Origin of the sequence: Pseudomonas persica (genome assembly GCF_900291015.1) — a bacterium.
In the GTDB taxonomy this organism is placed as follows: domain Bacteria; phylum Pseudomonadota; class Gammaproteobacteria; order Pseudomonadales; family Pseudomonadaceae; genus Aquipseudomonas.
The window spans coordinates 68151-89033 of the sequence record NZ_OLKL01000034.1; the positions used below are offsets into that span (position 1 = coordinate 68151).

The 20883-nt window shown below is 63.5% G+C and carries 20 protein-coding genes and 1 pseudogene; 15 read left to right on the forward strand and 6 right to left on the reverse strand.

What is annotated here, in order from left to right:
• Window positions 1-2: 2 nt before the first annotated feature.
• Window positions 3-1055, forward strand: a complete 1053-nt coding sequence (locus tag FQ664_RS17380) for an ornithine cyclodeaminase (protein WP_144173650.1) — start codon at window positions 3-5, stop codon at window positions 1053-1055.
• A gap of 49 nt (window positions 1056-1104) precedes the next feature.
• Window positions 1105-1278 carry a hypothetical protein gene (locus FQ664_RS17385; protein WP_368667970.1) on the forward strand — a complete coding sequence of 58 codons (174 nt, stop codon included), beginning with the start codon at window positions 1105-1107 and terminating at the stop codon, window positions 1276-1278.
• A 214-nt stretch (window positions 1279-1492) separates the two neighbouring features.
• Here the strand turns inward: FQ664_RS17385 and FQ664_RS17390 are convergent, their stop codons facing one another.
• The 3 genes from FQ664_RS17390 to pobA all read right to left on the reverse strand — a co-directional run bounded on the left by FQ664_RS17390 (window position 1493) and on the right by pobA (window position 5605).
• Entirely contained in the window at window positions 1493-2374 is an 882-nt protein-coding gene (locus FQ664_RS17390) for a LysR substrate-binding domain-containing protein (RefSeq protein ID WP_144173652.1), read from the reverse strand.
• A gap of 69 nt (window positions 2375-2443) precedes the next feature.
• The gene (gene ggt, locus FQ664_RS17395) at window positions 2444-4234 is read right to left on the reverse strand and encodes a gamma-glutamyltransferase (RefSeq protein WP_144173653.1); all 1791 of its coding nucleotides are present in this window, start codon (window positions 4232-4234) and stop codon (window positions 2444-2446) included.
• A 183-nt stretch (window positions 4235-4417) separates the two neighbouring features.
• Window positions 4418-5605 (reverse strand): 4-hydroxybenzoate 3-monooxygenase, encoded by a 1188-nt coding sequence (gene pobA / locus FQ664_RS17400; protein ID WP_144173655.1) that lies wholly within the window; start codon window positions 5603-5605, stop codon window positions 4418-4420.
• Window positions 5606-5777: 172 nt separating this feature from the next.
• Between pobA and FQ664_RS17405 the strand changes: the two genes are divergently transcribed.
• Window positions 5778-6656 (forward strand): helix-turn-helix domain-containing protein, encoded by an 879-nt coding sequence (locus FQ664_RS17405; protein WP_144173657.1) that lies wholly within the window; start codon window positions 5778-5780, stop codon window positions 6654-6656.
• A gap of 24 nt (window positions 6657-6680) precedes the next feature.
• Here FQ664_RS17405 and FQ664_RS17410 read toward each other — a convergent pair whose 3' ends face one another.
• Both FQ664_RS17410 and FQ664_RS17415 read right to left on the reverse strand, forming a co-directional pair.
• The gene (locus tag FQ664_RS17410) at window positions 6681-7094 is read right to left on the reverse strand and encodes a DUF1294 domain-containing protein (RefSeq protein ID WP_144173659.1); all 414 of its coding nucleotides are present in this window, start codon (window positions 7092-7094) and stop codon (window positions 6681-6683) included.
• The gene (locus FQ664_RS17415) at window positions 7087-7917 is read right to left on the reverse strand and encodes an undecaprenyl-diphosphate phosphatase (RefSeq protein ID WP_144173661.1); all 831 of its coding nucleotides are present in this window, start codon (window positions 7915-7917) and stop codon (window positions 7087-7089) included. The genes FQ664_RS17410 and FQ664_RS17415 overlap by 8 nt, the downstream gene beginning before the upstream one ends.
• A gap of 388 nt (window positions 7918-8305) precedes the next feature.
• On the opposite strand from FQ664_RS17415, the pseudogene mcpP reads away from it, so the two are divergent.
• The 12 genes and pseudogenes from mcpP to FQ664_RS17475 form a co-directional block, all read left to right on the forward strand.
• Window positions 8306-8977: pseudogene (gene mcpP / locus FQ664_RS28310) on the forward strand (methyl-accepting chemotaxis protein McpP); the annotation flags it as partial.
• A gap of 138 nt (window positions 8978-9115) precedes the next feature.
• Complete coding sequence (locus tag FQ664_RS28315) at window positions 9116-9850, forward strand: methyl-accepting chemotaxis protein (RefSeq protein WP_474707147.1); 735 nt, start codon at window positions 9116-9118, stop codon at window positions 9848-9850.
• A 241-nt stretch (window positions 9851-10091) separates the two neighbouring features.
• On the forward strand, window positions 10092-10658 hold the full coding sequence (gene pnuC / locus FQ664_RS17430) for a nicotinamide riboside transporter PnuC (RefSeq protein ID WP_144173664.1): 567 nt from the start codon (window positions 10092-10094) through the stop codon (window positions 10656-10658).
• Window positions 10655-11224, forward strand: coding sequence for an AAA family ATPase (locus tag FQ664_RS17435; RefSeq protein ID WP_144173666.1), 570 nt, complete (start codon window positions 10655-10657; stop codon window positions 11222-11224). Before pnuC ends, FQ664_RS17435 begins: the two co-directional genes overlap by 4 nt.
• A 298-nt stretch (window positions 11225-11522) precedes the next feature.
• Window positions 11523-11957, forward strand: coding sequence for a hypothetical protein (locus FQ664_RS17440; protein ID WP_144173668.1), 435 nt, complete (start codon window positions 11523-11525; stop codon window positions 11955-11957).
• Between the two features lies 1 nt (window position 11958).
• Entirely contained in the window at window positions 11959-12537 is a 579-nt protein-coding gene (locus tag FQ664_RS17445; protein ID WP_144173669.1) for an adhesin, read from the forward strand.
• A 49-nt stretch (window positions 12538-12586) separates the two neighbouring features.
• Window positions 12587-13897 carry a heme utilization protein gene (locus tag FQ664_RS17450; protein ID WP_144173671.1) on the forward strand — a complete coding sequence of 437 codons (1311 nt, stop codon included), beginning with the start codon at window positions 12587-12589 and terminating at the stop codon, window positions 13895-13897.
• Between the two features lie 62 nt (window positions 13898-13959).
• Window positions 13960-14640, forward strand: a complete 681-nt coding sequence (locus FQ664_RS17455; RefSeq protein ID WP_144173672.1) for a C39 family peptidase — start codon at window positions 13960-13962, stop codon at window positions 14638-14640.
• A gap of 46 nt (window positions 14641-14686) precedes the next feature.
• Window positions 14687-15439, forward strand: a complete 753-nt coding sequence (locus FQ664_RS17460) for a hypothetical protein (protein WP_144173673.1) — start codon at window positions 14687-14689, stop codon at window positions 15437-15439.
• Between the two features lie 39 nt (window positions 15440-15478).
• On the forward strand, window positions 15479-16759 hold the full coding sequence (locus tag FQ664_RS17465) for a transporter (RefSeq protein WP_144173674.1): 1281 nt from the start codon (window positions 15479-15481) through the stop codon (window positions 16757-16759).
• A gap of 136 nt (window positions 16760-16895) precedes the next feature.
• Window positions 16896-19097 carry an LTA synthase family protein gene (locus FQ664_RS17470; RefSeq protein WP_144173675.1) on the forward strand — a complete coding sequence of 734 codons (2202 nt, stop codon included), beginning with the start codon at window positions 16896-16898 and terminating at the stop codon, window positions 19095-19097.
• A gap of 95 nt (window positions 19098-19192) precedes the next feature.
• Window positions 19193-19921 (forward strand): DUF899 domain-containing protein, encoded by a 729-nt coding sequence (locus FQ664_RS17475; protein ID WP_144173676.1) that lies wholly within the window; start codon window positions 19193-19195, stop codon window positions 19919-19921.
• 329 nt (window positions 19922-20250) lie between these two features.
• Here FQ664_RS17475 and ureG read toward each other — a convergent pair whose 3' ends face one another.
• Complete coding sequence (gene ureG / locus FQ664_RS17480; protein WP_144173677.1) at window positions 20251-20874, reverse strand: urease accessory protein UreG; 624 nt, start codon at window positions 20872-20874, stop codon at window positions 20251-20253.
• Window positions 20875-20883 lie beyond the last annotated feature (9 nt).

Consider the following 20883-nt stretch of genomic DNA (forward strand, 5'->3'; position numbering starts at 1 on the left):
GCATGACGTATTTCATTGATGTTCCAACCATGTCGGACTTGGTACATGACATTGGCGTAGCGCCGTTCATTGGCGAACTGGCTGCCGCGCTTCGCGAAGACTTCAAACGCTGGCAGGCGTTTGATAAGTCCGCGCGTGTTGCCAGCCATTCGGAAGTCGGCGTGATCGAACTGATGCCGGTCGCCGACAACAGCCGCTACGCCTTCAAATACGTCAACGGCCACCCGGCCAACACCGCCCGCAACCTGCATACGGTGATGGCCTTCGGCGTGCTGGCCGATGTCGACACCGGCTACCCGGTGCTGCTGTCCGAACTGACCATCGCCACCGCGCTGCGCACTGCGGCCACCTCGCTGATGGCAGCCCAGGCGCTGGCCCGGCCGAACTCGCGCAGGATGGCGCTGATCGGCAACGGCGCGCAAAGCGAATTCCAGGCACTGGCCTTCCACAAGCACCTGGGCATCGAAGAAATCGTCGCCTACGACACCGACCCGCTCGCCACCGCCAAGCTGATCGCCAACCTCAAGGAATACAGCGGCCTCACCATCCGCCGCGCCGGCTCGGTGGCAGAAGCGGTGAAAGGCGTGGACATCATCACCACGGTGACCGCCGACAAGACCTACGCCACCATCATCACTCCCGACATGCTCGAACCCGGCATGCACCTGAATGCCGTGGGTGGCGACTGCCCGGGCAAGACCGAGCTGCATGCCGATGTGCTGAGCAACGCCCGGGTGTTCGTCGAGTACGAGCCGCAGACCCGCATCGAAGGTGACATCCAGCAGTTGCCGGCGGACTTCCCGGTGGTCGACCTGTGGCGCGTGCTGCGCGGCGAAACCGAGGGCCGCCAGAGCGACGGCCAGGTCACCGTGTTCGACTCGGTGGGCTTCGCCCTGGAAGATTACACCGTACTACGGTACGTACTACAGCAAGCCGAAAAACGTGGCATGGGTAGCAAGATCGACCTGGTGCCATGGGTGGAAAACGACCCGAAAGATCTGTTCAGCCATACCCGCGGCCGCGCTGCCAAGAACCGCATCCGACGCGTTGCCTAACCCTGCTCCCAACCTGGTATTTTCACGTGGCATTTGCAACGCGTTCTATGTGATCGACCTGAGCAACCATCAGATCAGCCAGTTCGCTGGCAATGCCATCGAGTTGTCCGAGCGTGACGGGCGCTCGGCGCGGCTGGTGCCACTGGACGTACCGACCATCGAGATCGCGGCTGGCTCGGTGCGCTGCATGATTGCGGGGATTCACCTGTCACCCGGAAGCTAGCGTGATGCCGCCATTTTGGGGCTGCTGCGCAGTCCTTCGCAGGCAAGCCAGCTCCCACAGGGACCGCGTATTTCTCCCGGGCGCGCGGTACCTGTGGGAGATTGCCCAGCCCTTTGGACTGCGCTGACGGGCAGAGAACTGAGTTCGCAAGCGGTACGCGTACCCTGTGGGAGCTGGCTTGCCTGCGATGGGCCGCAAAGCGGCCCCAACCATGTCAGATCCCGCCACCCGCAAGCAATTGCGTCATCACCTCGGCCAGCGCTTTGACCATCACGTCCGCCGTCGGCCGGTGGACGATGACGATTTCATAGCTGTCGACCTCCGGTAGCCCCTGTTCTGCCCCCAGCACCCGGTGCTCGCCAGTCGCCGCCCGTGGCGGCAGCAGGCTGATGCCCATGCCATCGGCGACCGCGGCCTGGATACCGCTGAGGCTGGAGCTGGTGAAGCTGATGCGCCAACGCCGGCCCATGCCTTCGATGGCCGTAATCATGTCATCGCGGTACAGGCCGCGGGGCGGGAAGGTCACCAGCGGGATCGGGTCCAGTTCGAAAGCGGGCGTGCGCGCGCTGTCGATCCACTGCAGGCGTTCGGGCCAGCAGGCCACGCCTTCGCGGCTGTTGCGCCGCTGCTTGAGCAACACCAGGTCGAGCTCACCGTTGTCGTAGGCCTGGCTAAGGTCACGGCACAGACCGCTGGTCACTTCCAGCTTCACTTGCGGGTGCAGCCGGCTGAACGCCGACAGCGCATTGGTGGTACGCCCGCCCACGAAGTCCTCGGGCACGCCAAGGCGCACGGTCACGCCAACCATCGCCCCGGCCAAGGCTTCGAGCATCTGGTCGTTGAGGGCCAGCATGTGCCGGGCATAGCCGAGCAGGGTCTGCCCGGCATCGGTCGGCAGCACATCGCGATTGCCACGCACCAGCAGGCGGTGGCCAACCATATCCTCAAGGCGGCGCACCTTCTGGCTGATGGTCGATTGAGTGGAATGCAGGCGGGCTGCAGCCGTGGTGAAGCTGCCGCAATCGGCCACCACGACAATGGCGCGCAGCAGGTCAAGGTCGAACAGGGCCCTATTCGATTTCGCGCTGATGGACATCTTGGTATTCAACTTCTAAATGACAAGACTGACTTCTAACACGCCACCTGCTGCACCGCAATGCGCCGGCTAGTCGCCAAGTGCCACGCCTTCGCGCCGAGGGTCGGCACCGCCCGACCAACCCTCGCCACTGCGCTGGATGATCTGCATGCCACTGGTCATGGTCATCGGCGTCACCTCATGCCCCCAGGCCGCCAACTGCCGGATCAGCGCCGGGCTGGCCAACCCCGCCTCTACTTCGGTGCCGGCATTGCGGCTGCCGAAGTTGGGCAGCCCGGCGGCCTGCTGCGGGTCGAGCTGCCAGTCCAGCAGGCCGATCAGTGCTTTGTTCACGTAGCCGATGATCTGCGAGCCGCCGGGCGAGCCCAGGCTGGCCACCAGTTCGCCGGAGGCTCGCGAGAACACCAGGGTCGGCGCCATGGCCGACAACGGCCGCTTGCCCGGTTGCACCCGGTTGGCCACGGCCTTGCCCTGCTCCTGGGGGATGAACGAGAAGTCGGTCAGGTGGTTGTTGAGCAAAAAGCCCTTGACCATCAGGTGCGAGCCGAACGCTGCTTCCACCGAGGTGGTCATGGCCAGGGCCTGGCCGCGATCATCCACCGCGCTGAGGTGCGAGGTGGAAATGCGCAGTGGCGAGCGGTCAGGCGCCAGGGCCAGGTCCGCGCCCTGCGGCTGGCCCGGGCGGGCGCGCTTGATGCTGTACGCGCCAATCTGCGCGGCGCGGCTGGCCAGGTACGCGGAGTCGGTCAGGGCCTTGAGCGGAACCGGCACGTAATCGCTGTCGGCCAGGTACTGGGCGCGGTCGGCATAAGCCAGGCGCTCGGCCTCGGCAACCAGGTGTACGGCCAGCGGCGGGACTTCCAGCCCGGCAGCGGACGAAGTACGCAGCGGCCGCATGCCGGCAAGGTCGCGTTGTGGCGAAGTCCGCTGCAGTGCTTCGAGGATGCCCAGGGTCTGCAGCACCGCCACCCCGCCCGACGACGGCGGCGGCATGCCACAGATGCGCCAGGCCTTGTAAGGGCCGCACAGTGGCTCGCGCGCCTTGGCCTGATACTGCTGCATATCCTGCAACGACAGGTAGCCGGCATTGGCATGGCTGCGCACCTTGGCGACGATGGCGGCGGCGATCTCGCCGCTGTAGAACACCTCTGGGCCCTGCGCGGCAATTTGCTCGAAGGTTTGCGCAAGCTCGAGATTGCGCAAGGTAGCCCCCACCGCCAGCGGTTTACCCTGCTCATCCAGAAAGTAGCGGGCCATGGCCGGTGAACGGGCAATGAACGGGTCGCCCGCCACCAGGGTGTGAAGGCGTTCGGACACCGGGAAACCGTTACGTGCCAGCGCAATGGCCGGGGCGAACAGGTCGTGCCAGGGCAGCTTGCCGTGCTGCTCATGGGCCAGCTTCAGGGCTCGTAGAACCCCCGGTACGCCCACCGAACGCCCGCCAATCTGCGCCGCCCTGAACGGCATCGGTGAACCATCGGCTTGCAGGAACAGGTTTTCCGTCACCGCCGCCGGGGCTGCCTCGCGGCCGTCGAACGCCTGCACGCGCTGGCCATCCCAGTAGAGGATGAACGCCCCGCCGCCAATGCCACTGGATTGCGGTTCGACCAGGGTCAGCACCATCTGCATGGCGATAGCCGCGTCGATGGCGCTGCCACCGGCACGCAACATCGCCCGCCCCGCTTCGCTGGCCAGCGGGTTGGCGGCGGCGACCATGTGCCGGCTGGCATGCACCGGCTGCAGGCCACTGCGGTAGCCGGAAGCCAGTTCCGGTGGCGCGGGCAGCACCTGGTCGGCACAGGCCCAGCCACTGGCAGCTACCAGGCACAAGGCGCCCATCAGGGGTGTGGAGAATGTCATCGTTGTGCTTCCTGCCATTACCTATTCAGCAAGGCACTGTCGGTCATGCGCAAACCTGACTGCAAGCCCTGGCGTGTTTTTTCCAGGATGCAGGCAGGGCACCGAGGAGCCTGCCCCATTGCGTTCATCGCTTGCCGGGATGCTGTGCGCATGACGTGATTGCCAGGCTTGCGCAATGGCTGGTCAGGCCACTTCTTCGAACGGCAAGCCCACATAGTTCTCGGCAATATTCGCCAGCCCCGCCGGCGAGGTCAGGAAGTACTCGCGGTCGGCCTCCTGCATCTTCTGGTCCCAGGCATCCTTGTGGCTGCCGAAGTCATGCAGCAACTGGGTCATGAACCAGCTGAAGCGCTCGCCTTTCCACACCCGGCGCAGGGCCAGCGGCGAATACTGTTGCAGCAGGTCGGTGCGCCCTTCGCGGTACACCTTGACCAGGATGCGGTACAGATAATTGACGTCCGATGCCGCCAGGTTCAAGCCTTTGGCACCGGTCGGCGGGACGATGTGCGCGGCGTCACCGACCAGGAACAGGTGGCCATACTGCATCGGCTCGACCACCAGGCTGCGCAGCGGCGCGATGCTCTTTTCCAGGGCCGGGCCGGTGACCAGGCACGCAGCCACCTCTGCGGGCAAGCGTGCCTTCAGCTCCGCCCAGAAGCGCTCGTCGGACCACGCCTCCAGCTGCTCTTCCAGCGGTACCTGCAAGTAGTAGCGGCTACGGGTGTGCGAACGCTGGCTGCACAGTACGAAGCCGCGCTCGTGGTGAGCGTAGATCAGTTCGTGGTTGACCGGTGGCGTGTCGGACAGCATGCCCAGCCAGCCAAAAGGGTAGACCCGCTCGTACTGCTTGAGGATACCGTCGGGAATGCTCTGCCGCGAAACACCGTGGAAGCCGTCACAGCCGGCGATGTAGTCGCAGTCCACCCGGTGCAGCTGACCGTCTTTTTCATAAGTCAGGTACGGCCGTTCGCCCTTGAGTTCGTGCGGCTGGACATTGCTGGCCGAATAGATGATCGGCGCGCCGCTGGCTTCACGTGCCTGCATCAGGTCACGGGTGACTTCGGTCTGGCCGTAGACCATCACCGTCTTGCCACCGGTCAGGGCCTTGAGGTCCAGGCGTTGGCGGCGCCCGCCGACCAGCAGCTCGACACCTTCGTGTACCAGGCCTTCACGGTCCATGCGCTCGGCCACACCGGCTTCACGCAGCAGGTCGACAGTGCCTTGCTCCAGCACCCCGGCACGGATGCGGCCGAGCACGTACTCGGGGGACTGGCGTTCGACGATGACCGTATCGATACCGGCCTTGTGCAGTAGTTGGCCCAGCAGCAGGCCAGACGGACCTGCACCAATAATTGCGACCTGAGTTTTCATTGTTGTTGTCTCTGTGCGGACGATGCCGGCCCTGGACTGGCAGTGGGGCGGCATCTGCTGTTAGGGTTTGCCCTTGCATTTTTACTGGCAAAAACAGCCATTGAAGTGTGCTATTCCATGTATAACCTGCACTTTTACGAAAAACGTTCGGTTAACGGACAGGCCAACCCGCATGAAATCCACCCTACCCGGCGTCCCTTTGTTCAAGCTGTATGGCGAAAACCAGGCCTGGCCCGGCACCGACCTGCTGCACTGCGAGTCGATCCCGGCGCGCAGCCGCCTGCACCACTGGGAGATCAAGCCGCACCAGCATGCCGAGCTGTTCCAGTTGCTCTACGTACAGCGCGGCCGGGCCGAGGTGGAGATCGAGGGGGTGCGCAGCGCCATCAGCGAAGCGGCGATCCAGGTGGTGCCACCGATGACCGTGCACGGCTTTCGCTTCAGCGCCGATATCCAGGGGCATGTGCTGACCTTTGGCACGGCACTGGTGGCGAACCTGGAGCAGCGCCTGGGCGCGCCGTTGCCGGTGCTGGCGAAAGCGGCGTGTTACCCGCTGGGCCAGGACCGGGCGCGCCTGCGCAGCCTGATCGATACCCTGCAGCAGGAGTATCAGGGTAACGCCCCGGCGCGGGCGGCCCTGCTCGAGGCGCTGGTGACGGCGCTGATGGTGTGGATCAGCCGCCGCCAGCAGCTGGGGCAGGCGCCGCGCAACCGCGATGAGCGTGACCGCCAGTTACTGGGGCAGTACCTGCGTCTGGTCGAGGCGCATTACCGTGAGCACCTGTCGGTGGAGGACTTTGCCGCACGGCTGAATATTCCCAGCTTGCAGTTGAACCAGCTGTGCCGGGCGCTGAGTGGGCAGACTGCACTGCAGGTGGTGCACCAGCGGTTGCTGCTGGAAGCGCGGCGGAGCCTGGTGTATACGCGGATGAGTATTGGACAGCTGTCGGACAGCCTGGGGTTTACCGACCCGACGTACTTTGCCCGGTGGTTCAAGCGCCTGAGCGGACAGACGCCAAATGGCTATCGGCGGGCGGTGCAGCCTGACTGATGTTTGCTTGCCGGTAGACAACAATCAACTAAAAGGCAGATAGCGCCCGCCAAGAAACAGCCAGTCCGCCCAGAACACCTGGTGCACCAGCACAATCCCCCAGAACACCAACTGGTACGACACCTTGCGCGTCTTGTGCCGATACAGCTGCTGCGCCAGCAGCGCCCCCGGCCAGCCACCCAGCAGCTCACTGGCATGCAGCACTTTCTCTGGCGTACGCCAAGCCTGGGTGCGCGCCTGCTGTTTATCCTGCCAATACAGCAACAGGCTGATCAGGCTCATCGCCGGGTACAGCGCCAGTGGCCACCAAGCCTGATCGACCCAGGCCATGCGCGCCGCGCCCAGGCCCGGTAGCAGGCACAGCAAGCCCAACAGCAGCAGCTTCAGGCGTACATTGCGTACGCCCTCCACCCTTTGTCCCCGTGCTGCCTCAGCCATTTGCCGTCGCCCAGTCAACCCAGCCGAACTGCCAGGTCGCCAGAATCAGCAGGCCAAAGGCAATGCGATACCAGGCGAACGCCGCATAGCTGTGGTTGGCAATGAACTTGAGCAGCGCGCGCACCGCGATCATGGCAAAGATGAACGAGGTCACGAAGCCAATGGCAAATACCGGCAGGTCACCGGGCTGGAACAGGTCGCGGTACTTGTAGCCCGAGTACACCGCCGCACCGACCATGGTCGGCATTGCCAGGAAGAACGAGAACTCGGTCGCTGCCTTGCGCGACAGACCGAACAGCAGGCCACCGATAATGGTCGAACCGGAGCGCGAAGTGCCCGGGATCATCGCCAGGCACTGGATGAAGCCGATCTTCAGCGCGTGGCTCCAGCGCATGTCGTCGACGTGGTCCACCTCCACACGGTGCTCACGGCGCTCGGCCCAGAGCATGATCACCCCACCGACCACCAGCGCCGCCGCCACGGTAATCGGGTTGAACAGGTAATGGTGAATCAGGTCGGCGAACAGCACGCCCAGCACCACCGCCGGCAAAAACGCCAACAGCAGGTTACCGGTGAAACGCCGCGCCGTGGGCTGGCTGGTCAGGCCAAACACTACGTCGAAGATCTTGCCGCGGAACTCCCACACCACCGCCAGGATCGCCGCCAGCTGGATGATGATGTTGAAAGCCATGGCCCGTTCGCCGCCAAACCCGATCAGGTCGGCGACAATGATCTGGTGGCCGGTACTGGAGATCGGCAAAAACTCCGTCAACCCTTCTACCACGCCTAAGATGATTGCCTGGAAGGCAGTCCAAAAATCCATCGTTCCCCCGATGGAGCGCTGCGCGTTGCAGGCCCCTTGTTCTTGATTTGCTTGAAATTACCGCACGCGGCCCGGCTGTTTTACAGCGACTGTTGGGCGCAATGCCAGCAGAAAAGTTCACGCTGCCTAAAGGTTTCATCTTGCGCGGCCGAAATCCTAGCAGAGCGCCTTCGCGATCGCCTTGTACGACCGCTGCAGACTATCAGTCGTATAGCACTTAGCCATTAGTCGAGTAGGGCCCTGGCGCAAACCATGCTTGGATGCACCTGAATAAAAAGAACAATGCGGGAGCTGTGGGATGAAAACCCTGAGATCGATGTCTATCAGCCGCCGCCTGTGGCTGATCCTTCTGGTGGCAGTGGCCATGCTGCTGGTGCTGGGCCTGCTGATGCTACGCCAGATCCATGGTGACCTGTACCAGGCCAAAGCGGAAAAGACCCGCCACGTGGTGCAGACCGCAGCGGGGGTACTGGCCTATTACCAAGGCCTGGAAGCGGCCGGCACACTCAGCCGCGAAGCTGCCCAGCAACAGGCGCTGCAAGTGGTACGCGCCCTGCGCTACGACCATGACGACTACTTCTGGATCAATGACCTGGGGCCGAAGATGATCATGCATCCGGCCAACCCCAAGCTCGACGGCCAGGACCTGTCGGCCATCCGCGACCCCGACGGCTTTGCCGTGTTCAACGAGATGGTCGCTCTGGCCCGTCAGCAGGATGCCGGGCCGGTCAACTACCGCTGGCCCAAACCCGGTGCCAGCGAGCCGGTGGCCAAGACGTCCTATATCCAGTTGTTCAAGCCATGGGGCTGGATCATCGGCTCGGGCGTGTACGTCGACGACGTGCAGGCCGAATTCACTCGTCAGTTGCGCGACGCCTCACTGGTCGGCCTGGCCATTGCCCTGCTGATGGCGCTGGTGGTCATGCTGATTGCCCGCAGCATCGCTCGCCCCCTGCAGGAGGCGGTGCAGGCCATGGGCAACATCGCCAGCGGCGAAAGCGACCTGACCCGGCGCCTGGACACCCATGGCCGCGACGAAATCACTTGCCTGGGTGAACACTTCAACCGCTTCAACGGCAAGCTGCAAGGTGTGGTCGGCCAATTGCAGGGGGCAGCCCATGCCCTGGCCCAATCCGCCGGGCATGTGGGTGACAACGCCGGCGCCGCGCAACAGCGCAGTGCCCAGCAATCGCTGCAGATGGATCAGGTGGCCACAGCAGTCAACGAGGTGACCTACGCCGTGCAGGACGTGGCCAAGACCGCCGAGCAGGCGGCCGGGGAAATGCGTACCGCACAACAGCAGGTGACGCACGGCCAGGAAGCCATTCACGGCAGCCTGGCGCAGATCGACCGGCTGTCGCTGACCATCGACCAGGCCGTGCAGGTGATCCGTGACCTGGCCGGACACAGCACGCGCATCGGTGGCGTGCTGGACGTGATCCGCTCCATCGCCGAACAGACCAACCTGCTGGCGCTGAACGCAGCCATCGAGGCGGCGCGGGCCGGCGAGCAAGGCCGTGGCTTTGCCGTGGTCGCCGACGAGGTACGCCTGCTGGCCCAGCGCACGGCGCAGTCGACGGCCGAGATCCATACCATGATCGAGCACCTGCAAAGCCAGTCGGACGCTGCAGTCAGGGCCATCGACACCAGCAGCGAGGCCTCGCGCCAGACCGTCGAGCAGGCCCGTGAGGCCGGTGCCAGCCTGGATGCCATCAACCAGGCGCTGAACAACCTCACCGCGTTGAATGCCTCCATTGCCAGCGCCACCTTGCAGCAATCGCACGTGGTAGAAGAGATCAACCGCAATGTGCTGGATACTGCCGGGTTGTCCCAGCAGACCGCCGATGCAGCGCGGCAGTCCAGCGATGCCGGGGTGGCGCTGGGGCGGTTGAGCGAAGAGCTGGAGCAATTGCTACGCCAGTTCCGGGTATAGCCTTGAAAGGCGACGCGGTCATTGTGGGAGCGGGTTTACCCGCGAAGAAGGCGACGCGGTGCATGGCACCGGCTGCGCCGGTGTTCGCGGCCAAAGCCGCTCCCACAGGGTGCCGGGCTAACTTGTAGACTTAGTGCAAGACTCTCTCAAGCTCATATGCATACCAGGCCTGACGCTATACACCTTCGATCTCCGACCCGCTACAATCGCGCCCCTCCCCTGTAATCTCCAAGGATCGCCGATGTCCGGCCTTGAACTCATCGCCGCCGTCCTCGGCGTCACCGCTGTCTGGCTCACGGTCAAGCAGAACGCCTGGTGCTGGCCGATCGGCCTGGTCATGGTGCTGATCTATGGCTGGCTGTTCTACGAGGTGAAGCTGTACTCGGGCATGCTGCTGCAACTGGCCTACGCCATCCTGCAAGTGTACGGCTGGTGGCAATGGAAGCGCCCAGGCCATGCTGAAGATGCCCGCCAGGTCTCCCGCCTGCAGCGCCCGGCATTGTTCACCGGTCTGGCCGTCGGGGTGCTGCTGAGCGCCGCCCTGGGCGCAGCCATGGCCAACTGGACCGACGCCGCCCTGCCCTGGCTGGACGCCACCCTGACCGGCTTCAGCCTGGTGGCACAACTGTGGATGGCGCAGAAGCGCCTGCAGTGCTGGCCGCTGTGGGTGGTGGTAGACATCGTCTACGTAGGCCAGTACCTGCACCAGCAGCTGTACTTCACCGCGGGCTTCTTCGCCGTGCTCACCCTGATTGCCGTGCGCGGCTGGCTGGAATGGCGCCGAGACCCGGCGCTGGTGCAGCCATGAGCGCGGCGCAGACCATGAAGGTACTGGTGCTGTGCGGCCCGGAATCCAGCGGAAAAAGCTGGCTCAGTGGGGTGATCCAGGCGCATTTCGGCGGTGTGGTGGTAGCCGAATACGTGCGCCACTTCATCGACCAGGAATGCCGTGACACCTGCTACGCCGATATCCCCACCATCGCCCGCGGCCAGCTGGCCTGGGAAGACCACGCCCGCGAGCAAGCGCCGCCGCTGCTGATTCTCGACACCCACCTGCTCAGCAACATGCTCTGGAGCCACGCCCTGTTCGACGACTGCCCGGCCTGGCTGGAACAGGCTTTGCTGGCGCGGCATTACCACCTGCACCTGCTGCTAAGCCCGCAAGGTGTGGACTGGGTTGCCGATGGCCAGCGCAGCCAGCCCGAACTGCGCGACCGCCAGCGCTTTTTCGACGACAGCCTGCACTGGCTGCAACAGCATGGCCAGGCATACCAGATAATTGAAGGCAATTGGCCACAACGCCAGTTGCTGGCACTGCAAACAGTGGCTAAGCTCATTGGTAGCGATGCGCCAGCCTGCGCTACCGAGTGTTAACCCACTGACACATCCCAATGGGCAAAGGCCCCGAAATTGCGGGGGGTTTCCCCTGCTTCGGGGGTAGTGTCAAGCCGCTGAAACACCCCCGCAAGAACCCTTCCAATCAAGACCACCACTGGCTTTGCCGACAACGCTCGCGGCTGCCTGTTTCACCCCTGAGACAGAATACGCCGCAGCTTGTCAGGTACTGACCTTAAGCTGTTGATCTGAAAACGCTTCGCAAAAGCGGCACACCTTCTGCTCTCTCCTTCGCATCGCTGAACAGGGCCAGCGCTCGAGAGAAGGAGTTACCGTCGTGAGGCAACCTGACAAAGGCCTTTATCACCTGTTACTGATGGGCTGTGTGCTGGGCTCGTTGAGCCTGACGGCCCAGGCCGACAACGGCATCATCGTGATAACCCGTGATGTGCAGACACGCAACGCCGTGGTCCCGCCGTTACGACCCGACCCCAACCCCACCACCGCCAACGCCAACCCTTCCGCCCACATCCTCAAGCAAACCAGCGAACTGAGTGATGGCGATTTCGCCAGCATCAGCAGCGGTGCGGGTATCAGCACGCTGATCACCCAGCAGACCAACAACCTGGGCGGCAACCTCAACAACCAGACCCAACTGCCCAACCTGGCAGGCGGCCGCGGCACGGGCTCGGGCAATGGCATCTCGAACATGGTCAATTCGAGTGTGCAGCGCGGCCTGGCGCCGCTGCAGATCCTGACCGGAGGCAAGTGAGATGAAGCACACGCTGCTGATCCTGGCCATGCTGTGCAGTACCTCGGCCTTCGCGCAATCCCCGGTTCCCGTGAGCAACAACGCCGACATCGACAGCTCGGGTAGCCGTTACCAGGGCAACCTGTCGGTCAACCAGGCGGCCGGTGACCAACAGCAACAGGCCAACACGCGCGCCTTCGCCGTGGGGCCCGAGGCCAGCGCCACCACGCAGATCCGCCAGCGCCTGAACACCCCCGCAGCCTCGCCGATGGATGCCCGATCGAGCATCCAGGGCAACGCTTTCAGCAATGGCAGCGGTGCCCTCGGGGTAAACCAGAGTGCCGGTGCCGACACCCAGCAAGCCAACGCACTGCGCATCAGCCTCAGTGCCCAGCCGCAAAGCATCGACGACAGCGTCCTCATGCAACAGAACGTGGCGCTGCTCAACAACTCCGATTCAGCTGACGCCTCACTCGGCCATCGCCAGGTCACCACCAGTGACCAGGCATTCACCGGTAGCCGCGGGGTGATCCAGTTGAATCAGAGTGCCGGGGTGGGAAACCGAATGGCCAACACCTTGAGCATACGGGTCGCGGATTGACCCATTCAGTTAAGAACAACACTTAACCTAAAAAGTACGGAGAATCACCATGAAACCCTCGATGGCAATAAAGCCTCTGGTTTTCGCAATTGCTGCGATCATGGCTGTTGCTGTACAAGCTGGGCAAAACGATCGGCGTAATGACCACCATAACGGCCACCATCACAACAATGGTCATCACACGCCTCCTCCAACCAAGATCCCTGTGTATGCAACGGCCAATGCCTGGGACAACCAGAGCAGCACCGACAACACCATCACCAACCAAGGGACCATCAACGAAGCCGAGATGAACCAATCGGCCGTTGGCGCCAGCGGTAACGTCGGCGTCAACGTTGCGGCCGGTAACGGCAACCAGCAGGACAACGCCGCAGCCATTGCCAACGCAGCGTCCGACTCGAGCCTGGACAACAGCTTCGTCTTCGGCACTGCCGAAGCCACCGCTGACGTCCGCCAGTACAGCAACGGCAACCGCGTCGACAACTGGTCTACCCAGTCTTCGGCGATCATGAGCGGCTCGGCCGACGGCGCTGAAGGCAACGTGGGTGTCAACATTGCTGGCGGCGACCTGAACCAGCAGAAAAACACCATGGCCATCGCCAACACCCATGCACCACTGGGTAACGCCACGGCCACGGCCTCTGCCGACCAGGACGGCCCAGGCCTGGTGGTGAACAACAGCGCCGACCGCACCTACCGGGTTGATACGCTGACCTTCACCAAATCGGCCAGCGGCAGTGCCTCTCGGGAAAGCGCGTCGAACCTGAGCATCGACAAGAGCTCGTCGTCGAGCTTCGAGAAGCGTGGCAGCAACAGCTGGGATGCCAGCGGCTCCAAGTCGGTGGATGTCAGCGGCTCGCGCAACAAGGAATCGAGCTCCAGCTACAACGCGACGCTGACCGCGACCCTGGAAGCGGCCGCCGAAGCCTCGCACACCGTCACCCGCGACCATGGCCGTCACGACCACACTCGCAGCGAGTCTGTGGACGCTTCGCTGAGTGCATCGCTGGATGCGTCGATCGAAAAAACCCGCGACAAGTCGTCCAGTTCGTCGTTCCAGAAGTCGTTTGACTCCTCGTTCGAGGAAGCTTTCGACTCCTCGTACGAGAAGTCGGGCAGCCAGCAGAAGGACTCGTCGAAAGACGTGGTGAAGAGCTACAGCGAAAGCAGCTCGTACGACCTGAGCAACACCGTGTCGTTCCAGGTGCTGACCCCGACCGGCTGGGCTAACCCTGTGACCAACACTGCAACCCTGAGCGGTTCGGTGAACGGTGGCAGCGGCAACCTGGGCGTGAACGTGGCAGCCGGTGTGGGCAACCAGCAGAGCAACTCGCTGGCCATCTCCAACACCTCGTTCTGATCGCTGTGCTTGAGGCCCCCTTCGGGGGGCCTTTCTTCAACACAACCGGAAGGCATCCGATCATGCGCATTATTGCCTTGGCGTTTTTGCTGTGCCTGGCCAGCGTCAGCGAAGCGGCACAAATGCCGCTGTCCGTATTGCCGGGCGGTGCCGTGGTGTTCAAACCCATCCAGAGCGTACGCGAGCGCAAATTCGCCGACCTGGTGCAACAGAAGACCGACTTCAGTTGCGGCGCCGCCGCACTGGCCACCATCCTGCGCCAGGCCTACTGGCTGGATGTGGACGAACAACAGATCATCGAAGGCATGCTGGCCCACGCCGACCAGGACCTGGTGCGCACGCAAGGCTTCTCGATGCTCGACATGAAACGCTACGTGGAAAGCCTGGGGATGCGTGCCCGCGGCTACCGGGTGGCCCCCGAGACCCTGCACAGCGTGCGCATCCCGGTCGTGGTACTGATGGACGTGCGCGGCTACAAGCACTTCGTGGTCATGCAGAAGGTCGACAAGGGCTGGGTGTACATCGGTGACCCGGTACTGGGCCACAAGCGCTACAAGGTCGACGATTTTCTCAAGGGCTGGAACGGCATCATCTTCGCCGTGATCGGCCAGGGCTACGACAAGAACAACGTCCTGCTCGACCCGCCCCTGCCGCTGACCGCCAAAGGCCGGGTGAACAACTTCACCCCGGTGCAGGACGCAGAGCTGCTGGACTTCGGTTTCATCAAAAGCGACTTCTTCTAACGACGCTTGCAACGACAAGGAGCACGACGCTCCGGGGAGCCCCCCAATGAACAATCCATTCTGGCTTGCAGTAGTTTGCCTGGCAGCCAGCCTGCCGGCCCACGCCGAAACGTTCAAGCCCATCGAACTGAAGGACCAGGAATTGGCGAACTTGCGCGGGCGCTACGTGCTGCCGGGGCGCATCGTCAGTTTCGGCATCGTCATGACCAGCACCTGGCAGAACGCCAATGGTGAAGTGATCGGTGCGACTTCCACCCTGCAGATCCAGCAGTCGACCATCAAGCCACAGTTCCATGTGTCGATGATCGACGAAAAAGGCAGCGGCTCGACCGCCGGCGGCGCTGCGTCCGCCGGCAACGGTACGGTCACTGGCGGCAGCGGGCTCAACAGCACCGAAGGGGTGACCCAAGTGGTGCGCGCGGCCGGTGACAACAACACCGCCTACAACAATGTCGACATCAACGTGACCAAGGCCAACCAGGCACCGGCCACACAACCACAGGGCCAGGTGCTGGCCGCGGGCCAGACCCTGGTCGGCGAAAACGCTGCCGGCTCGCTCAGCGTGTCGTCGACCGGTGTTGGCGTGCAACTGCACATCAATGCCAACAACAACCAGGGCAGCAGCGTACAGCGCCTGGCCCAGGGCGGGCTGATGCAGAGCTCGACGCTGCTTGGCAATGGCAACCACGTCAACAACGTCACATCCCTCAACGTGGTCATGCGCGAGAACGTGCCGACAGCCGCTTCGTTGAACGGCAGCCTCGACCAGCTCAAGGGCCTGCGCACATTCGGCTATTGATCTCCAAGTTCAAAGGCAGTCGAAAGGGACGGCAAATCCATGCACCGATCATTTACGTTCAGCGCCATTGTCTGTTTGACCAGCCTGGCTCCGGCCACCGCCCTTTTCGCAGCTGCCGACCCGCAGGTCGAAGCACTGAAGCAACAACTGCTCGAACTCAAGCAGCGCTACGAGGCGCAGCAACAGGCGCTGATGGTGCTGGAGCAGCGCGTACGCCAGGTTGAGGAAACCCCTGCCGCGCCGCCACCCAAACGCCTGGTCAGGTCCCCCGCCGAGGGGGTCAAGGGCGCGCAGACGGTGGCGTCAGGCGCGCCGGGCACCAGCGGCAGCTCCTATGGCCAGGCGCTGACCGCCGACGCCGAACCGGCACAGAGCGTATCCAACCTGTATGACGAGGCCAGCGGCTTCTTCGGCGGCGGCAAGTTCAGCTTCGAAACCGGCATCACCTATACCCACTACGATACCCGGGCACTGGTGCTCAACGGCTTCCTGGCGCTGGACTCGATCTTCCTCGGCAGCATCAACCTCGACCGGATCAAGGCAGACAACTGGACCCTGGACATGACCGGCCGCTACAACGTGGCGCAGCGCTGGCAGTTCGACATCAACGTACCGGTGGTGTACCGCCAGTCCACCTATTCCTCCGGCGGCGCGGGCGGTGCCGGGCCGAGCACTTCCGACGAAACCGTCACCCGCGACCCGGAAATCGGCGACATCAACGTCGGCGTGGCCTACAAGTTCCTCGACGAGTCGCAGACCTGGCCAGACGCCGTTGCCACCCTGCGCATCAAGGCGCCCACCGGCAAGGACCCGTATGGCATCAAGCTGCGCGAAGTGCCCGGCAACGACAACCTGTCGGTGCCGGAAAGCCTGCCGACCGGCAACGGCGTCTGGTCGATCACGCCGGGCATCTCGTTGGTCAAGACCTTCGACCCGGCCGTGCTGTTCGCCAGCCTGTCCTACACCTACAACATGGAAGACTCGTTCAGCGACATCAGCCCGCAGGCCAACAGCAAGGTGCCGGGTGACGTGAAGCTGGGCGACTCCTGGCAGATCGGCGGCGGTATCGCCTTTGCCCTGAACGAGAAGATGAGCATGTCGTTTTCGGTGTCTGACCAGTTTGCCCGCAAGAGCAAGATCAAACCGGATGGCGGCGACTGGCAGTCGATCGCCAACAGCGACTACAACGCGGCCAACTTCAACATCGGCATGACCTTCGCCGCCACCGACAACCTGACCATCGTGCCCAACCTGGCCATTGGTCTGACCGATGACGCGCCAGACTTTTCCTTCAGCCTGAAATTCCCCTACTACTTCTGATACTTGCCAACGACCGGGCCCGCGCGAACGGGCCCGGCTTCTGGTTATCTGCCTTGTCCCGGACCGCCTTCCCTGCCGCAGCCTGTTATGATCAAGCACAGTTGCATGACGATTTAATGGCAAAAGGGATGTTTTTGTGAAGAACCTGTCAGACCACCCACGTACCCGGCTTGTCGCCCTGGCGACCCTGGTACTGGTGATCCCACTGGGTACGCGCGCCATGCTGGGCTGGTCCAACCCGCTCGGTTACCTGTCCGACCTCGCCCTCGGCAGCCTGCTGCTCTTGCTGCTGCACCGTCGGCCGTGGTGGCTGGCGCTGCCCGTATTGCTGGCCTGGGCTGCCCTCTGGGTGACTTCGGCCGAACTGGTGAGCGCGGTGGGCCGTTTGCCCACCAGCGCCGACCTGACGTACCTGGTCGACCCGCAGTTCATGGAAAACTCGACCGGTGGCGGCCTGGCCCATGCGTGGCTGCCCTGGGCCATGGGCGCCGGCCTGCTGGCCTGGCTGGCCAGCGTCTGGCGCAGCCGCACGCAACGCAGCCAGCCGCTACCACGCAAGGCCTGGGCCATTCCGCTGCTGCTGTTTGGTACTCATTGGGGTAGCCAGCAATTGCTACCTTCCGACGCCGAGCAATGGCGGCAATACAACCTCACCCACCAACTGCTGTCGGCCGGGGCCGGCAACCTGCAGCGCCAGGTTGAAGGCTGGATGGGCCGGACGCAAACCTTCACCCCCCTGGCCAGCACGGGCCTGACCCAGTCCGACCTGCATGGCCAGCGCCTGCTTGCCGGGCCAGGCAACGCCCGCAACCTGCTGCTCATCACCGTCGAAGGCATCCCCGGGGCCTACCTGCGGCCCAACCGTCAGGCCCTGCACAGCCGCTTCGACGAAGAGCTGATGCCCAAGCTCAGCCGGTGGGCCGAGCGCGGCATGAACACCCCGGACTACGTGCTGCATACCCACCAGACCATCCGTGGCCTGTACGCGATGCTGTGCGGTGACTACGACAAGCTGGCCAATGGCACGCCCAAGGGCGTCGAACTGCTGACCCAGAACGAACGCAACCAGGCCTGCCTGCCGGCGCAGTTGCGCCAGGCCGGCTTCACCACCCATTACCTGCAGGGCGCCGGCCTGCGCTTCATGGCCAAGGACCGCATCATGCCGCACATCGGCTTTGACGCGGTGCACGGCCAGGAGTGGTTCCGCAACAAGAACTACCTGGACTTCCCCTGGGGCAAGGATGACCGGGCCTTCTTCGAAGGTGCGCTGGACTACGTCGGCCAGCTGCAAAAGCAGGACAAACCCTGGATGCTGACCCTGCTCACCGTGGGCACCCACCAGCCGTACTCGGCACCGGCCGAGTACCTGCAGCGCTACGACACGCCGAAACAGGCGGCAGTCGCCTACCTGGACGACGCGCTCGGGGCATTCCTCGACAACCTCGAACGCCAGGGCGTCCTCAAGGACACCCTGGTGGTGGTGACCTCCGACGAGTCCCACGGCATCGACGGTGTGCGCCTGGCCTCGTCCTGGGGCTTCAACCTCACCCTGGCGCCGGAGCAGGCGCAGTTGCCACAGATCAAGCACGGAACCTACGGCCATATCGACCTGGCCACCTCCCTGCTCGACTACTTTGCCCTGCCCATCCCAATGGCGCTCGGCGGTCGCTCGCTGTACCGCGACTACGACAGCGGTCGCGAGATGATCTCCTACACCAATGGCATGCTGCGCTATCACGACGGCCACGGTGTGTTCACCGAATGTGACTTCCAGCAGCGCTGCCGACGTTACGCCAGCGAGGGCTTCATTGCTGACCAGGCACGTTACCTTGGCCCGGGCGACAGCCTGCTCGGCCAGCAGATCGGGGCCCTCGCCGGGGTGCTCGACCAGTCCCTGCTGCAAACACCGCTCAACCTGCGTTACCAGTTCGGCAGCCCATCGCCGATCCAGCTGAGCAAACGCATTCACGATGACTGGGCCGACAACCTGATCGGCGCCCAGTACCTGGAGATGCCCGAGGGGTCGCATACCCGCGTGCGGGTCAAGGTACGCTCGCTGGACCCTCAGCGCGCAGCCTATATCCAGCTCAAGGCCAAGCAGTTGGAGCAGGACGTACCGCTGGGCTTGCCTGACGAAGTGAAAGTCACCGCCGACGAGCCACTGGAGATGGAGTTCAGCTTCGACAACCCGACCGCGCGCAAGGCGTTTTCCTTCCATTTGCTGGGCTATGGCGGTGGCCAGGTTGAAGTCAGCGACTTCAGCGTGATTACCGCGCTGCCTGGGGAAGATGAAGCAACGGAGGACCTGGACGAGGGGCATATCGCCCATTCGGGTTGAGCACAGTACCGCTCATCGCCCCGCCACCGCTGCCTGTCGATTCATCCCGCGCGTGCTCGACTAGTTTGTGAATCCCCCAACGTGGAGACAGCACCATGAGCACGAGCGAAAGCAGGCACCCGGTGGTTTCCCGCAGCCAGTGGCTGGCGGCTCGCCGGCAGCTGTGGCTGCACGAAAAAGCCTTTACCCACCACCGCGACGCGCTGGCCGCAGCCCGTCGCGCCCTGCCCTGGGTCAAGCTGGAGCACCACTATCGCTTCCAAGGGCCGGACGGCGAACTGGGCCTGGCCGACCTGTTCGCAAGCCGCAGCCAGCTGCTGGTTTACCACTTCATGTTCGCCGAGGGCTGGAGCGAAGGCTGCCCAGGTTGCTCGTTCCTGGCCGACCACTTTGACGGCGCCAACTTGCACCTGGCGCATCACGACGTGTCGCTGGTGGCGGTGTCGCAGGCGCCGTATGCCGAGTTCCAGGCCTTCCGCCGGCGCATGGGCTGGCAGTTCCCCTGGTATTCGTCACATGGCAGCGGCTTCAACGAGGACTTTGGCGTCAGCGTCGGCAGTGAGGGCCAGCGGCAGTACAACTATGAGCCATATGACGGAGCTGAAAGCGAGCTTCCCGGCCTGAGTGCGTTCTACCGCGAGCCGGATGGCAGCGTGTACCACACCTACTCAACCTATGCCCGCGGGCTGGATATCCTGGTCAACACCTACAACTTCCTCGACATTGCGCCACTGGGGCGCAATGAGGGTGGGACCATGGACTGGGTGCGGCATCATGATCGCTATGAAGGGCAACCGGACAAACCTCACTGCGGCCATACATAACGTGAGGCAACATATATCCCTGTGGGAGCTTTAGCCGCGAAGAATCCAACGCGGTGGGTGGCACCGGCTGGCCGGTGTTCGCGGGTAAACCCGCTCTCATAGAACTGCACATAACTCGTTGAATTAGCAGGGCCCCTGTGGGAGCGGCTTTAGCCGCGAACACCGGCGCAGCCGGTGCCATGCACCGCGTTGGATTCTTCGCGGCTAAAGCCCACAGGATGCACGGACCGCTTGCGAATTCAGTTCTCTATGCGACAGCGCAGCCCAAAGGGCTGGGCCATCTCCCACAGGAATTGCGCCAGGGCCCAGACGGCGTTCAACCCGTTACATCACCCGCGCACACCCAGCATCCCGCGCTCGACGATGAAATCGATAACCACCTGCAGCCCCTCGCCCTTCTTCAGGTTGCTGAAGGTCCATGGCCGCTGCGGACGCATGCGCTGGGTATCGCGCGCCATCACTTCCAGCGAAGCCCCCACATAAGGCGCCAGGTCGGTCTTGTTGATCACCAGGAAATCCGACTTGGTAATCCCCGGCCCGCCCTTGCGCGGGATCTTCTCGCCTTCGGCCACGTCGATCACGTAGATGGTCAGGTCGGCCAGCTCCGGGCTGAACGTGGCACTCAGGTTATCACCGCCGCTTTCGACGAAGATCACCTCAAGGTTGCCAAACTTGCGCGCCAGTGCTTCGACCGCCGCCAGGTTCATCGAGGCGTCTTCACGTATCGCCGTGTGCGGGCAGCCGCCGGTTTCCACGCCGACGATGCGCTCCGGCTCCAGGGCCCCGGCTTCGGTGAGGATGCGCTGGTCTTCCTTGGTGTAGATGTCGTTGGTGACCACAGCGATCTGGTAGTGGTCGCGCATGGCCTTGCACAAGGCTTCGAGCAGCGCCGTCTTGCCAGAGCCGACCGGGCCGCCGACACCGACGCGCAGGGGTTGTTGATAGCTTTGCATGCAGGCAGT

Bases quoted from the DNA above. Each gene is read 5' to 3' on its own strand.
- FQ664_RS17380 (WP_144173650.1), top strand. From the start codon at position 3: ATGACGTATTTCATTGATGTTCCAACCATGTCGGACTTGGTACATGAC.
- FQ664_RS17390 (WP_144173652.1), bottom strand. From the start codon at position 2,374: ATGTCCATCAGCGCGAAATCGAATAGGGCCCTGTTCGACCTTGACCTG.
- ggt (WP_144173653.1), bottom strand. From the start codon at position 4,234: ATGACATTCTCCACACCCCTGATGGGCGCCTTGTGCCTGGTAGCTGCC.
- pobA (WP_144173655.1), bottom strand. From the start codon at position 5,605: ATGAAAACTCAGGTCGCAATTATTGGTGCAGGTCCGTCTGGCCTGCTG.
- FQ664_RS17405 (WP_144173657.1), top strand. From the start codon at position 5,778: ATGAAATCCACCCTACCCGGCGTCCCTTTGTTCAAGCTGTATGGCGAA.
- FQ664_RS17410 (WP_144173659.1), bottom strand. From the start codon at position 7,094: ATGGCTGAGGCAGCACGGGGACAAAGGGTGGAGGGCGTACGCAATGTA.
- FQ664_RS17415 (WP_144173661.1), bottom strand. From the start codon at position 7,917: ATGGATTTTTGGACTGCCTTCCAGGCAATCATCTTAGGCGTGGTAGAA.
- FQ664_RS28315 (WP_474707147.1), top strand. From the start codon at position 9,116: ATGGATCAGGTGGCCACAGCAGTCAACGAGGTGACCTACGCCGTGCAG.
- pnuC (WP_144173664.1), top strand. From the start codon at position 10,092: ATGTCCGGCCTTGAACTCATCGCCGCCGTCCTCGGCGTCACCGCTGTC.
- FQ664_RS17435 (WP_144173666.1), top strand. From the start codon at position 10,655: ATGAGCGCGGCGCAGACCATGAAGGTACTGGTGCTGTGCGGCCCGGAA.
- FQ664_RS17445 (WP_144173669.1), top strand. From the start codon at position 11,959: ATGAAGCACACGCTGCTGATCCTGGCCATGCTGTGCAGTACCTCGGCC.
- FQ664_RS17450 (WP_144173671.1), top strand. From the start codon at position 12,587: ATGAAACCCTCGATGGCAATAAAGCCTCTGGTTTTCGCAATTGCTGCG.
- FQ664_RS17455 (WP_144173672.1), top strand. From the start codon at position 13,960: ATGCGCATTATTGCCTTGGCGTTTTTGCTGTGCCTGGCCAGCGTCAGC.
- FQ664_RS17460 (WP_144173673.1), top strand. From the start codon at position 14,687: ATGAACAATCCATTCTGGCTTGCAGTAGTTTGCCTGGCAGCCAGCCTG.
- FQ664_RS17465 (WP_144173674.1), top strand. From the start codon at position 15,479: ATGCACCGATCATTTACGTTCAGCGCCATTGTCTGTTTGACCAGCCTG.
- FQ664_RS17475 (WP_144173676.1), top strand. From the start codon at position 19,193: ATGAGCACGAGCGAAAGCAGGCACCCGGTGGTTTCCCGCAGCCAGTGG.
- ureG (WP_144173677.1), bottom strand. From the start codon at position 20,874: ATGCAAAGCTATCAACAACCCCTGCGCGTCGGTGTCGGCGGCCCGGTC.